Annotated in this window: 12 protein-coding genes; 7 read left to right on the forward strand and 5 right to left on the reverse strand. The window is 74.6% G+C overall.

The window, feature by feature from the left end:
* The first annotated feature begins 174 nt into the window (after positions 1 to 174).
* From F8568_RS29340 to F8568_RS29350, 3 genes are all read left to right on the forward strand, one after another.
* Positions 175 to 1,083 carry a hypothetical protein gene (locus F8568_RS29340; protein WP_151596934.1) on the forward strand — a complete coding sequence of 303 codons (909 nt, stop codon included), beginning with the start codon at positions 175 to 177 and terminating at the stop codon, positions 1,081 to 1,083.
* A 109-nt stretch (positions 1,084 to 1,192) separates the two neighbouring features.
* Entirely contained in the window at positions 1,193 to 2,611 is a 1,419-nt protein-coding gene (locus tag F8568_RS29345) for a hypothetical protein (protein ID WP_160573796.1), read from the forward strand.
* Between the two features lie 147 nt (positions 2,612 to 2,758).
* Positions 2,759 to 3,337, forward strand: a complete 579-nt coding sequence (locus F8568_RS29350; protein ID WP_151596937.1) for a DUF4870 domain-containing protein — start codon at positions 2,759 to 2,761, stop codon at positions 3,335 to 3,337.
* Positions 3,338 to 3,394: 57 nt separating this feature from the next.
* Here F8568_RS29350 and lepA read toward each other — a convergent pair whose 3' ends face one another.
* Positions 3,395 to 5,236, reverse strand: a complete 1,842-nt coding sequence (gene lepA / locus F8568_RS29355) for a translation elongation factor 4 (protein ID WP_151596938.1) — start codon at positions 5,234 to 5,236, stop codon at positions 3,395 to 3,397.
* A 269-nt stretch (positions 5,237 to 5,505) separates the two neighbouring features.
* On the opposite strand from lepA, the gene rpsT reads away from it, so the two are divergent.
* Both rpsT and F8568_RS29365 read left to right on the forward strand, forming a co-directional pair.
* Positions 5,506 to 5,775 (forward strand): 30S ribosomal protein S20, encoded by a 270-nt coding sequence (gene rpsT / locus F8568_RS29360; RefSeq protein WP_151596939.1) that lies wholly within the window; start codon positions 5,506 to 5,508, stop codon positions 5,773 to 5,775.
* A gap of 91 nt (positions 5,776 to 5,866) precedes the next feature.
* Positions 5,867 to 6,400: an RNA 2'-phosphotransferase gene (locus F8568_RS29365; RefSeq protein ID WP_151596940.1), complete on the forward strand. Its 534-nt coding sequence runs from the start codon at positions 5,867 to 5,869 to the stop codon at positions 6,398 to 6,400.
* Here the strand turns inward: F8568_RS29365 and F8568_RS29370 are convergent.
* The gene (locus tag F8568_RS29370; RefSeq protein ID WP_151596941.1) at positions 6,345 to 6,869 is read right to left on the reverse strand and encodes a hypothetical protein; all 525 of its coding nucleotides are present in this window, start codon (positions 6,867 to 6,869) and stop codon (positions 6,345 to 6,347) included. The two genes, F8568_RS29365 and F8568_RS29370, sit on opposite strands and share 56 nt — an antisense overlap.
* A gap of 69 nt (positions 6,870 to 6,938) precedes the next feature.
* Between F8568_RS29370 and F8568_RS29375 the strand changes: the two genes are divergently transcribed.
* Together F8568_RS29375 and F8568_RS29380 are read left to right on the forward strand one after the other, a co-directional pair.
* Positions 6,939 to 7,865, forward strand: coding sequence for a LysR family transcriptional regulator (locus F8568_RS29375; protein ID WP_151596942.1), 927 nt, complete (start codon positions 6,939 to 6,941; stop codon positions 7,863 to 7,865).
* Entirely contained in the window at positions 7,805 to 8,224 is a 420-nt protein-coding gene (locus F8568_RS29380) for an SRPBCC family protein (RefSeq protein ID WP_151596943.1), read from the forward strand. Before F8568_RS29375 ends, F8568_RS29380 begins: the two co-directional genes overlap by 61 nt.
* Before the next feature lie 132 nt (positions 8,225 to 8,356).
* On the opposite strand, the gene holA is transcribed toward F8568_RS29380, so the two are convergent.
* From holA to F8568_RS29395, 3 genes are all read right to left on the reverse strand, one after another.
* The gene (gene holA, locus F8568_RS29385; RefSeq protein ID WP_328601072.1) at positions 8,357 to 9,307 is read right to left on the reverse strand and encodes a DNA polymerase III subunit delta; all 951 of its coding nucleotides are present in this window, start codon (positions 9,305 to 9,307) and stop codon (positions 8,357 to 8,359) included.
* A 259-nt stretch (positions 9,308 to 9,566) separates the two neighbouring features.
* A complete protein-coding gene (locus F8568_RS29390) occupies positions 9,567 to 11,660 on the reverse strand; it encodes a ComEC/Rec2 family competence protein (RefSeq protein ID WP_151596944.1) in 2,094 nt (697 codons plus the stop codon).
* Positions 11,661 to 12,268: 608 nt separating this feature from the next.
* Positions 12,269 to 13,036, reverse strand: a complete 768-nt coding sequence (locus F8568_RS29395) for a ComEA family DNA-binding protein (RefSeq protein WP_151596945.1) — start codon at positions 13,034 to 13,036, stop codon at positions 12,269 to 12,271.
* Positions 13,037 to 13,085: the final 49 nt, after the last annotated feature.

Here is a 13,085-nt window from a genome sequence, read left to right on the forward strand (position 1 = left end):
CCCCGACCGTACCGACATCCGGGCCCGGATCGCGGAGCGCCGGCCGTGTCGCGGCGAAACCGCCGGCCGCGTTCGGCGCCCAGCCGGGACGATCTTGGTCGAGCCGGGCGGGCGGCGGGCGGCACGGGCCGCAATGATGCGTGCCGCCCCTCTTGGGCGGATAGGGTCGTCCGAATGCGGAACGAGGGGCCGGTGGACTGGGGGCGCGTGCCCGCGCGGGTGGTGTTGCGCGGCGGCCCCGGCGGATGGGACTACGTCGTCGTGGACGACAAGGGCGCGGAGCGGCGGACCGCGTTCGACGGCCCCGGTGTCCTGTGGCAGACCGGCGGCCGCTCGGATCCGGAGCCGGCGTGGTGGCGGCGCAGGCTCGCCGAGACCGCCGAGGGGCTGCGCGCCGCGATCGCCGAGCGGCTCACCGACGCGACGTTCCGCGACCTCGGCGCGGAGGCCGCGATCACCTGGTTCGCGGTGGACGACCCGGTCGAGTGGGAGGGCCTGGTCACGCTGCGGGAGGCGGACCCGGCGCGGTTCCCCGGCCGCGTCGCGCCGTTCGTGATCACGCTGGAGCCGGGGCGCGGGGCGCTGCTGCCGGACGCCCACCTGCTGTTCAGCACGCCGGCGTCGGACGCGTGGGCGACGCTCGCCGCGGTCGCGGAACGGTGCGGGACGCCGCCGCCGAGGGCGCAGTTCCTGTGCGGGTGGGCCGATCATCGCAGGGTCCAGGTGGGGCGCGGGGTCCTGTCGCTGTCGACGGACCGGTCCGGGACGGGCGCGGAGCGGGTCGCGGAGATCTGCGGGACGCGGCGGCCCGGCTGGAGCGGGAACCCGGAAATGCGGTTCCGGCTGGACGGGATCGACCTGCTGGACGAGCCGGCGCGCGATGTGACCGCGCTCCTCGCCGAGCTGGGCCACGAGGTGGTGCGGCGGGGGCGGGCGGTGCGGCTGCCCTCCCTCGGCCTCACCCTGTACGAGCCGGACGGACGGCCGGGCTCCGCGCGGCGGTCCGCCGGGCGGGAGGAGCGTTTCGCGGCGGTGTCGCTGCAGCCGCCGGCGCCGTCCGTCCCGTTCCGGGCGAACGCCTGACTCGCGGCGGGCGCCGCGGTTCCGGAAGATCGCGCGGCAATGATCTCGACACCCACCGGGGACCGGCCCGTCACCGGCGCGCAATCCGGCCGCCCTAGGTTTCCCGATCATGAGAAGCCGTGCGCGTCACACAGCACTCGCCCTGTCCGCCGCCGCCCTCGCCGCCGCTCCCCTCGCGCTTGCCGCCGCCCCCGCCGAAGCCGCTCCCGCCGGGGCCCCCGCCGGGCGGACGATCGACGTCCACCGGGGCGGGCCCGTCCGCTCGCTCGCCTTCACCGCCGGACGCGCCGGGGAGGCGCTGATCGGCTTCACCGCGTCCGCGCCCGGCGTGTCGTGGGCGACGAAGGGCGCCGAGTCCGCCGTGGTGTCCATCGCGGTGGACGGCCGGCACGTCACCGACCTCGTCGTCCCGGCGTCGGATCCGACGCCCCGCAGCCTCGCCCTCGGCCGCGTCGGCCGGGGCCGGCACAAGGTCACCTTCCGGTTCGCCAAGGGCAGCGCCCCCGCCGCCCGGCGCGTGCGGCTCGCGCGCACCGGCGTCCGGATGCCCTCCGCCGACCAGCTCGTGCTGCGTTACGCGCCCGTCGTGGTGGGGCGGACCCTCGCGGTGACCGGCGACGCCTACCAGAACGCCACCACCGACACCCCGCTGATCGCCTGGCACGAGACGAAGCCGGCGGCGACGCCGGGCCACAAGATCCTCGAATACTCGGTCGTCTGGAGCAACGAGGACGGCGGGACCGACACGCCCGCGCTCATGGCCCGCTGGGGCCGCACCACAGACATCGAGTGGATCTACCGCGTCGAGGTCGACGCCAAGGGGAACCGCGTGGACGGCACCGGTGTCTACCAGGCGCCCAACCACGCGACGCTGCAGTTCACCGGCGAGTACGAGGCCGACCACCCGGTGCTGCAGACGTGCACGGTGAACAACAACATGTGCGACGCCGTCACGCCGGGCTCGCCGCTGCGCTTCATGCCGGACGTCACCGCCACCCGTCCGGAGGACCGCACCCGCGAGTACGTGATGGACCAGCAGCCGTGGACGTACCGGGTCATGGCCCAGGAGATGCTCCGCGAAGGCAAGATCGAGAGCCCGTCCGATCCCGCGACGACGGCGGTCGGCGACCAGCGCACGTACCTGTTCGTCGAGTTCGCGAAGACGACCGGCGCCGCCACCGGGACCGGGTCCGTGCCGGGCGTGGCGCTCGGGGTGCGGCTGAAGTCCGATCCGTCGCGGCTCTACCGGTCCGACCACGACCAGCCGACCTGGTCCATCGACCGGGACGGCCCGGTCGCGACGACGGTGGAGCTGCCGGAGGGCACGACGGCGTCCGACATCGCGAGCGTCGAGGCGATCCGCCGCCCCACCGGGCTCGGCGACAACGGCGCCCCCGCCACCGTCGCCTCGCTCAACCGGGGCTTCTTCCTGGACGGCTCGTACCTGCCGAAGCCCTCGTTCCTGAGCTGGAAGGGGTCGGTCACGCTCACGCCGGACGACCCGTCGGGCGTGCTCTGGCGTCCCTGACGCCTCTGGCGTCCCTGACGTCCCGCATCGGCCGCGCGCCGGGCTGCGGGGGCAGGAAAGGCGGGAAACCGGGCGAACTCCGGGTGCGTCCTAGGAGTCGTACACTTCGCCAAAGCTCGCTCAGCGAACCCGGAGAGGACACCCGCCATGGCCTACGGGCCTCCCCCGTCGCCCGGCCAGGGACAGCAGCCCGGATGGCAGCAGCCGCCCCAGCAGCAGAGCCCGTGGCAGCAGCCCGGATCGGCCTGGCAGCAGCCGCAGCAGCCCGCTCAGCCCCCGCTGCCCGGCGGCGCGTGGCAGCAGCCGCCGCAGCAGGGCGGCCCGGGCCAGGCCTGGCAGCAGCCGCAGCAGGGGCAGCACGGGCGCGGCACCGCGCAGCTGCCCGGCCATTACGGTCCCGTCAGCGACGACGATAAGACCTGGTCGCTGATGGCCTACCTCGGCCAGTTCCTCGTCGGCGCCATCGCGCCCGCCATCGTCTACCTCGGCAAGGCGCGCTCGCCGTTCGTCCGCCGGCACGCCGCGCAGGGCCTGAACATGGGCATCGCGGCGATCGCCGTCTGGATCGTCGGCGGCCTGCTCGCGCTCGCCGTCGACGTCCTGATCTGGGTGCCGCTGCTGTTCACCGCGGCCGTGCTGTTCTTCCTGGTCTACGCGGCGCGGGCGGCGAACCGCGGCGAGTTCCGCGCGGTGCCGGTCGTCGTCGCGTGGCCGATCGTCAAATAGCCCGGCCGATCGTCGAACAGCCCGGCCGGGCGGCGCGCCCGCCCGGCCCCGGCTCCGCTACTTGCGTCCCTTGTCGGCGGACTCGCCGCCGGTGGAAAGCGCCGCGACGAAGGCCTCCTGCGGGACGTCGACCCGCCCGATGGTCTTCATCCGCTTCTTGCCCTCCTTCTGCTTCTCCAGCAGCTTGCGCTTGCGGGAGATGTCGCCGCCGTAGCACTTGGCGAGGACGTCCTTGCGGATGGCGCGGATGTTCTCCCGCGCGATGATGCGCGCGCCGATCGCGGCCTGGATGGGCACCTCGTACTGCTGCCGCGGGATCAGCTCCTTGAGCTTCGCGGTCATCATCAGCCCGTACTCGCGCGACTTGTCGCGGTGCACGATCTGGCTGAACGCGTCCACCGACTCGCCCTGCAGCAGGATGTCGACCTTCACCAGGTCGGACTCCTGCTCGCCGCTCGGCTCGTAGTCCAGCGAGGCGTACCCGCGGGTCCGCGACTTCAGCTGGTCGAAGAAGTCGAAGATGATCTCGGCGAGGGGCAGCGTGTAGCGGATCTCGACCCGGTCCTCCGACAGGTAGTCCATGCCGAGCAGCACGCCGCGGCGGCCCTGGCAGAGCTCCATGATCGCGCCGATGTGGTCGGCCGGCGACAGCAGCGTCGCCTTCACCACCGGCTCGTACACCGCGCCGATCTTGCCCTCGGGGAACTCGCTCGGGTTCGTGACGGTGTGCTCCGACCCGTCCTCCATGACCACCCGGTAGACCACGTTCGGCGCCGTCGAGATCAGCGACAGGTCGAACTCGCGCTCCAGCCGCTCCCGGACGATCTCCATGTGCAGCAGGCCGAGGAACCCGCAGCGGAACCCGAACCCCAGCGCCGCCGACGTCTCCGGCTCGTAGATCAGCGCCGCGTCGTTCAGCCGCAGCTTGTCGAGCGCGTCGCGCAGCTCCGGGTACTGGTCGCCGTCCACCGGGTACAGGCCGGAGAACACCATCGGCTTCGGGTCCTGGTAGCCGCCGAGCGCCTCGGGCGCCGGACGGCCCGCGCCCGTCACCGTGTCGCCGACCCGCGCCTGCCGGACGTCCTTCACCCCGGTGATCAGGTAGCCGACCTCGCCGACGCCGAGCCCCTGGACGGGCTTCGGCTCCGGGGAGATGACGCCGACCTCGAGGGTGTCGTGCGCCGCGCCCGTCGACATCATCAGGCTCTTCTCGCGGCGCGACAGATGCCCGTCCACGATCCGGACGTAGGTGACCACGCCGCGGTAGGTGTCGTACACCGAGTCGAAGATCAGCGCGCGGGCCGGGCCGTCCGGGTCGCCGACCGGCGCCGGCACATCCTGCACGATCTTGTCGAGCAGCTCGCGCACGCCCTCGCCGGTCTTGCCGGACACCCGCAGCACCTCGGACGGGTCGCAGCCGATGATCCCGGCGAGCTCCTCGGCGTACTTCTCCGGCTGCGCCGCAGGCAGGTCGATCTTGTTCAGCACCGGGATCAGGTGCAGGTCCGCCTCGAGCGCCAGGTACAGGTTCGCGAGCGTCTGCGCCTCGATGCCCTGCGCCGCGTCCACCAGCAGCACCGCGCCCTCGCACGCCGCCAGCGACCGCGACACCTCGTAGGAGAAGTCGACGTGGCCGGGGGTGTCGATCAGGTTCAGGACGTAGTCCGTGCCGCCCGCGCTCCAGGGCAGCCGGACCGCCTGGCTCTTGATCGTGATGCCGCGCTCGCGCTCGATGTCCATCCGGTCGAGGTACTGGGCGCGCATCTGGCGCTCCTCGACCACGCCGGTCAGCTGCAGCATGCGGTCCGCGAGCGTCGACTTGCCGTGGTCGATGTGCGCGATGATGCAGAAGTTGCGGATGATCGCGGGATCGGTCTTGTCAGGCTCAGGCGCTGGCACCGGGGTCCGTTCGCAAACTCACAGGTGGACAATGGATCTGTCCGTCCATAGTCCCATGCCGGACCTGATGCTCCGTGCACGGCCTCCGCGGCGGCCCCGGGGCCGCCGGACCCGGCCGGTTCGCGGCGGACGGGCCCGATTGGTAGGCTGTGCGACTGCGTGTGGCGTAGCGTCGTGCCCCGGGGGCACCGTCCGCCCCCGTCAGACATCCTGTTCGCGCCCGCCGAGACGGCGGGCCATGATCGCAACCAAGGCTGAGGCACTACGACGTGGCTAACATCAAGTCCCAGATCAAGCGGAACAAGCAGAACGAGAAGGCGCGGCTGCGCAACAAGGCCGTCAAGTCGGAGCTGAAGACCGCGATCCGCAAGTTCCGCGAGGCCGCGGAGGCCGGCGAGGTCGAGGCGGCCGTCGCCGCGCAGCGCGTCGCCGCCCGCAAGCTGGACAAGGCCGTCAGCAAGGGCGTCATCCACAAGAACCAGGCCGCCAACCGCAAGTCGGCGATCGCCAAGCAGGCCGCCGCCCTGCAGGCCGAGTGAGCACGGCGCTCGCTTAGACGCGCACGCCCGGGGCCGGTCCACCGCGACCGGCCCTGACGCATGCCCGGAGCGGAGAGGCGGTCGGGGCTCCATGGACGCACGGCGCACGGTGAAGATCTCCAAGTACCTCGCCAAGCACCTGCGGCACCGGCCCGAGCGCATCGGCCTCACCCTCGACGCCGGCGGCTGGGCCCGCGTGCCCGACCTGCTCGACGCCGCCGCCCGGCACGGCTTCCCCATCACGCGCGCCGAGCTCGAGCACGTCGTCGCCGTCAACGACAAGCGGCGCTACGCCCTCGACGGCGACCGGATCCGCGCCGTCCAGGGCCACAGCATCGACGTCGACCTCGGCCTCCCGGCCGTCCCGCCGCCCGAGCTGCTGTACCACGGCACCACCGACGCCGCCGCCCCGGCGATCCGCCGCGAGGGCCTGCGGCGCATGGACCGGCACGCCGTCCACCTGTCCGCCGACCCCGAGACCGCGCGGCGCGTCGGCGCCCGCCGCGGCCGGCCCGTCGTCCTCGTCGTCGAGGCGGGGCGGATGGCCGCGGCCGGCCACGCGTTCCGCGTCAGCGCGAACGGCGTGTGGCTGGCCGACGCCGTCCCGCCGGAATATCTTCGCTGATCGCCGCGGCGTCCGCCCACGTCGGGACGTGCCGCACCCAGTCCGGGACCTCGCCCTTCTGCGGCCCGAACAGGTACCGGTGCGCGACGATGCCGCGGATCGCTCGGTGCACGTCCAGCCGGTCGTCGATCATGTGCGTGATGCCGAGCTCCGCGCAGTGCAGCGCCTTCTCGGGCCGCTTCCGGCAGAACCGCACGTTCCCCCTGGCCAGCCCGGTCCGGCCGTAGAAGTCGTGGTGGTCGAGCCACGCCAGCGTCCGCTCGCGGACCCGCTCGCCGCACTTGGAGATGATCCACGCGCGCCCGCCGAACGCCTCCACCAGCCCCGGCAGCACGTCGTACACGCCGTCCGCCGCCGGCGACGCCAGCGCCTCGGCGAACGAGCCGCCGAGGAACGCCGTGTCCGCCGTCCCCGGAGCCGAGACGCCCTGGATCACGCGGCCGAAATCGATGCCGAGACGAGGTTCCATGCCTCGAGCCTGGCCCCGTCGCCGCTAATACTGAACTATCGATCGCGCGGCGGTCTATAGTTCTGATCTATGGAGCTGAGCCGCCTGTCCACCGACGCGCTCGCCTCCTTCGCCGCGTTCGCCGACCGCCTCAACTTCACCCGCGCCGCCGAGGACCTGCACATCTCCCAGCCGGCCCTGCACGTCAAGATCCGCAAGCTCGCCGAGACCCTCGGCCGCCCCCTCTACACCCGGCACGGCCGCCGCATCGCGCTCACCCCCGCCGGCGAGGCCGTCGCCCGCCTCGCCCGCGACCTCGACGCCCGCGTCACCGCCTTCCTCGCCGACCTCGACGGCACCGCCCCGGCCCGCCTCCCCGTCCTCGCCGCCGGCGAGGGCGCCTACCTCTACCTGCTCGGCGACGCCGTCCGGCACGGCGTCCGGCTCGTCAACGGCGACCGCGCGCGCACCCTCACCGCCGTCCGCACCGGCCGCGCCGACCTCGGCGTCGCCGTCCTGGACGTTCTGCCCGCCGACCTCGCCACCGTCCCGCTGGCCGCGTACCCGCAGGCCCTCGCCGTCCCGGACGACCACCCGCTCGCCGCGCGCCCGTCCCTCTCCCTCGCCGACCTCGCGGGCGCGTCCCTGGTCGTCCCGCCGCCCGCCGGCCCGCACCGCGTCGCGCTCGAACGCGCCCTCCGCGCCGCCGGCGTCCCGTGGACGGCCGCCGTCGAGGCCGAGGGCTGGCCGCTGCTGCTGCACTTCGTGTCCCTGCGGGCCGGGCTCGCCGTCGTGAACGGCTGCGTCGTCCCGCCGCCGGGGGTCGTCCTCCGCGAGATCACCGACCTGCCCACCGTCCCCTACTATGCCGTCCACCTGCCGGGCCGCGACGACGACCCCCTCGTCACCGGCCTGCTGACCAGGATCCGCGCCGCGCTGACCACCGGGAGCCCACCGTGCACTTCGAGATCTCCGTCGACATCGACGCCGCCCCCGACACCGTCTGGAAGCTGCTGACGGACGTCGAGCGCTGGCCCGACATGACCGCCTCGATGAACCGCGTCGAACTGCTCGACGGCCCCCTTCGCGAAGGCGCCCGCGCCCGCGTCCACCAGCCCGGCATGCCCGCCGCGGTCTGGACGGTCACCACGTTCACCGAGAACGAGAACTTCACCTGGCGGTCCCGTTCCCCCGGCGTCACCACGACCGGCGGCCACGAGGTCCGCCCCGGCCCGTCGGGCGGCAGCACCGTCCGCCTCACCCTCGACCAGACCGGCCTCCTGGCCCCGCTGCTGGCCGTCCTCATGGGCTCCCGAACCCGCCGCTACGTCACCATGGAAGCCAACGGCCTCAAGACCAAGGCCGAATCCTCCTAACCCACGCGCTAAAAGACGCCACGCGGGAGCGACGTCGAAAGACAGCCGTCCGCCGAACAAGGTCGTCCGCCGGACACCGGAACGGCAGCCGAACACGGGACGGCGGCTGGGCAAAGGGACGGCGGCCGGTGGTCAGCCGCGGGCGGCGACGATGTCGGCGACGGTCTTCTCCAGCGCGTAGGCGGGATCGGCCGCGCCGCCCTTCACCTGCGCATCGGCCTCCGCCACGGCGGTGAGCGCGCGCGCCACCCCGTCGCCCGACCAGCCGCGCAGCTGCTTCTGCACGCGCTCGATCTTCCACGGCGGCATGCCCAGATCCTTGGCCAGGGCCGCGCCGCGGGCTCCCCGGGGCGCGCCGCCGACCTTGGCCAACCCCCGAACGCCCTGGGCGAGCGCACTGACGATCAGGACCGGCGCCACCCCGGTCGCGAGCGCCCAGCGCAGCTGCTCCAACGCCTCCGCGAGGTGCCCGTCGATCGCCTTGTCCGCGACGGTGAACCCGCTCACCTCCGCGCGGCCGCGGTAGTAGCGGGCGACTGCCGCGTCGTCGACCTTCCCGCCGGTATCGGCGACGAGCTGGCTGCACGCGGCGGCCAGCTCGCGCAGGTCGTTGCCGACCGCGTCCAGCAGCCCCCGCGCCGCGTCCGGCGAGATCTTGCCGCCGGACCGGCGGATCTCGGCGCGCACGAAGTCGACGCGCTCCCCCATCTTGGTCACCTTGGGGCAGGCGATCCTGTGCGCCTTCAGCTTCGTCAGCCCGTCCACCAGCGCCTTGCCTTTGGCGCCGCCGTGGTGAACGGCCACGAGGACCACGTCGTCGGCCGGGTTCTTGGCGTAGGCGAGCACCTCGGCGGTGAGGTCCTTGCCGAGGTCCTGCGCGGACCGGATCACGAGCACCTTCCCGCCGCCGAACAGCGACGGCGACGTCAGCTCCGCGATCCGGCCGGGCTCCAGCCCACCCGGCGCGAGGTCGATCACCTCGGCGTCCGGGTCCTTCGCCCGCACCGAGGCGGCGACCTCGCCGATCGCCCGCTCCACGAGCAGCTCTTCGTCTCCCACGATCAAGGTGATGGCCTCGGACACCCTTGCAGCATGCCACGCCCCACCCCCTCCCCGCGCCACGTCGCCTCCCGCCGCTCACGCGGTCTCGATGTCGTCGGCGAGCGCCGCGGCGCCCTGTGCCGTACTGCGTGCGGAGGCATGCCGCCGCTGGTGAAAGAACCCGGGCATTCTCGGGCCGTCCCGGCGCAGCATGTGGGCGACGTCCTGGACCGGTGGCGATCGGCTGGTTCGATGCCCGCCTGGTCACTCCTCGGGCGCGTTCGGCGGTGTGCGGGCGGGGTCAATGGCGTGGGATGGCGGCGATGCCGGTTCTGGTGCGGACGATGGCGATGTCTCCCTCCTGGTCGGTGCGGTGGACCTGCGTGCGGAGGCGGTGCAGCAGGCCGAGGGTGGACGGGGCGGGGTGGCCGTAGTCGTTGTCCCGGCCGACGGAGACCAGGGAGATCGACGCATGGGCGGCGGCGAGGAAGCGGGGGTCCTGGCTGCGGGAGCCGTGGTGCGGGACCTTGAGGACCTGGACGCGGGGGACGCTCGTCTCCAGGGCGCGCTGCGCGTCGGTCTCGACGTCGCCGGCGAGCAGGGCGCTGAAACCGGGCCGGCGGGCCACGAGGACGACGCTGGCGTTGTTGATCGTGGTGCCGTCGTCTCTCGGCGACAGGGCGGAGCCGGTGCCCAGGGGGGCGAGGATCGCGAGGGTCAGGTCGCCAATGCGCCATTGCGCCCCGGCGAGCGCGGGACGCGACGCAAGCCCCGCGATGAAGCGGTTCTCGGCGCCGTCGGTGAGCGGCGTCCGCACGACCCCGTGGACCGTGCGTCCGTGCCGGACGCCGGACGTCCCGCCGATGTGGTCGGCGTGCGGGTGGGTCAGGACCAGCAGCGGCACGTCCTTCACGCGCAGGCGGGAGAGGCACCGGTCGACCGGCGCGGGGGCCGGGCCGGTGTCCACGACGACGGCGCGGCCGGGTCCGGCGGCGAGCGCGAGCGCGTCGCCCTGGCCGACGTCGCAGGCGACCAGCTGCCAGCCCGGCGGCGGCCAGCCCGGGGCCGTGACCCGCAGCGCGACGACGGCGATCAGCACGCCGGCCATGACCGCGACGGTGGCCATGCGGAGCCGGGGATGGCGCAGGATCAGGACGGCGGCGCCGCCCGCCAGCAGCAGGGTCACCGCGCCGAGCCCGCCGCCCGTCCACGGGACGGTGGCGTACGGGAGCGCGGCGGCGGTCCGGGCGATCCAGATGATCCAGCCCACGGCGAGGCCGGCGGGACGGACCGTCAGGCGAGCGAGCGGCAGGGACACGGGCGCGATCGCGGTGCCGAGCGCGCCGAGCAGCGTCGCGGGTGCCACGGCCGGTGCGGCGAGCAGGTTCGCCGGCAGGGACACCACGCCGACCTCTCCGGAGAGCATCACCAGGACCGGGGCGACGGTGATCTCGGCGGCCGCCGCGACGGCGAGGGCGTCCGCGAGCGGGCCGGGAAGCCGGCGTGCGAGGCGCTCCCGCCAGGGCGGTGCGAGGACGAGCAGCCCCGCCGTGGCGAGCACGGAGAGCACGAAGCCGTACGACCGCGCCAGTTCCGGGTCGATCAGGACGAGCAGCAGCACCGCGGCGCACAGCGCGGGCACCCCCTGCCGGGACCGTCCGGTGAACAGCGCGAGCAGCGCCACCAGGCCCATGACGGTGGCCCGCAGGACGCTCGGGTCCGGCCGGGCGACCAGCACGAACGCGACCACCGCGACGGCGGCGACGGGCGGGGCGCGCCGCCGCCCGAGCCCCGTGACCCGGCACAGCCACAGGACCGCGCCGATGACGATCGCGAGGTTGGCGCCGGAGACGACCAGCAGGTGGCTGAGGCCCGCGGTGCGGAAGTCCTCGGCGAGCGCCGGGTCGAGCCGGGAGGTGTCACCGTCGACCATGCCGGGCAGGACGCCCCGCTGATCGGGCGGGAGGCGCTCGACCGCCGCGCGCAGCCGCGCCCGGACGGCCTCGGCCGCCCGCTGGAGCGGAGACGGGCCGCCGAGGAGCGCGGGCGGGCCCCGCACGATCACGACGGCGGCGAGCAGTTCGGCGCCGCGCGGCTCGTCGAACCGGCCGCGCAGCCGGACCCGCTGGCTCGGCAGCAGCCCGAGCCACCGCGGGTCGTGCGCGATCAGCAGCACCGGCACGCGCACCCGGGCCCGCGCGACCGCCTCGACCCGCGCCCGGACGATCACCATGGGACGCCCGCCGGCCTTCCTGGCCTGCGGGTCCGCGGTCAGCACCGCCTCGGCCGTCGACGTCCCTCCGGCACGCGCGAGCGCCCGGACCGGCCCGCTGCCGACGGCGGACGCCCGGAACGCCACCCCGGTCGCGGAGGCGGCCGCACAGACGAGCACCATCCCCAGGACCCGCCGATTGACCGCCCGCGAGGACCCGCCTGCGCCGCGCCTCTGCCGCGACGCGGCCAGGCGGGCGATGACCAGCCGCCCGCCCCCCACGACCGCCCCCGCCGGTCCGCGCCGCTCGGCCGCACCTCCCGCCGTGGCCGGACTCCCGGCCGGCGACCACGCCGCAGTCCGCCGCGCGCCACCGCCGGGCTCGATTGAAGATCTGACGGCCGCATCGGCCTCCCCCGCTCCCCTTACCGCGGCGTCCTGCAGCAGAGGCTCGTCTCGGGCGGCAGCCGAACGCCCGCGTCTGAACACCGGCCTAGGGGGCGTCCACCGCTCTCCTCCCCCTTCCCTCCGGCCATTGCCGGGCGATGACTCGGCGACCCGTTCCGACCGCGAGCGACCCGGCGCCGTGTCCGAGAACAAGGGGGCGTCCGCCGGGGCGGGACGGGGGCGTGGAGGGCTCTCGGGGGTGGGGCGGGGAGCTAGAAGGAGGTAAAGGGCGGTGGTGGTCGCGGCGGCGGCCACGGTCCAGGCAGCGGCGGGCGGGAAGCCGATCGTCAGGGCGGCGGTGATCCAGGCGGCGAGGGCCGGGGCGACCAGGCGGAGGTGGGGGGTCATACGCGCACCATCGGTTTCAGGTCGGCGAAGCGGCGGGCGCCGATGCCGTCGACGTCCTGGAGCTGGTCGACGGAGTGGAAGCCGCCGTGCTGGGTGCGGTAGTCGACGATGCGCTGGGCGAGGACGGGGCCGACGCCGGGGAGCTGGTCGAGCTGGGCGGCGGTGGCGGTGTTGAGGTCGACGGGCGTGCCGGGCGTGCCGGGCGTTCCGGGTGAGCCGGAGGCGGCGGACCCGGGCGGCCCGCCAGGCGGCGGCGCGCCGGGCGCGGGCGAGGGCAGGCGGACGCCGACCGGGATCTGCTCGCCGTCGACGAGCTTGCGGGCGAGGTTGAGCGTGCCGGTGCCGACGCCGGGACGCACGCCTCCCGCGGCCTTGATGGCCTCCTCGACGCGGGAGCCGGACGGCAGGGTGACGACGCCGGGGTGCTTGACCTTGCCGAGTACGTGGACGACCACGGACGCCGGGCCGCTGGAGACGGCGCCGGCGGGGACGGCGTTCGGTGACGCGCCGGACGGTGCGGGCGGTGCGGGGACCTCGGTGGCGGCGGCGTCCGCGGAGGTGGGCGCCGGATCCGGGCGGGGGCGGGCGAGCCAGAGGTAGCCGCCGGCGACCAGCGCGGCGATCATCGCGAGGACGGCCAGGACGCGGACGTTCGCCTTCTCAGGGCCGGAGCGCAGCCGGGCGGAGGGTGGCTGCGCGGACTGCGGCTGCGCGGACGGCTTGAGCCGGGCGGCGAGGGACTGGAGGCGGTCGTCGGCTGTCATGGCGCCGACGCTAGGTGCGCCGGCGATCCCCGGGCAGGGGCCGCGGAAA

It is taken from the genome of Actinomadura physcomitrii (assembly GCF_008923205.2).
GTDB classification, from domain to species: domain Bacteria; phylum Actinomycetota; class Actinomycetes; order Streptosporangiales; family Streptosporangiaceae; genus Spirillospora; species Spirillospora physcomitrii.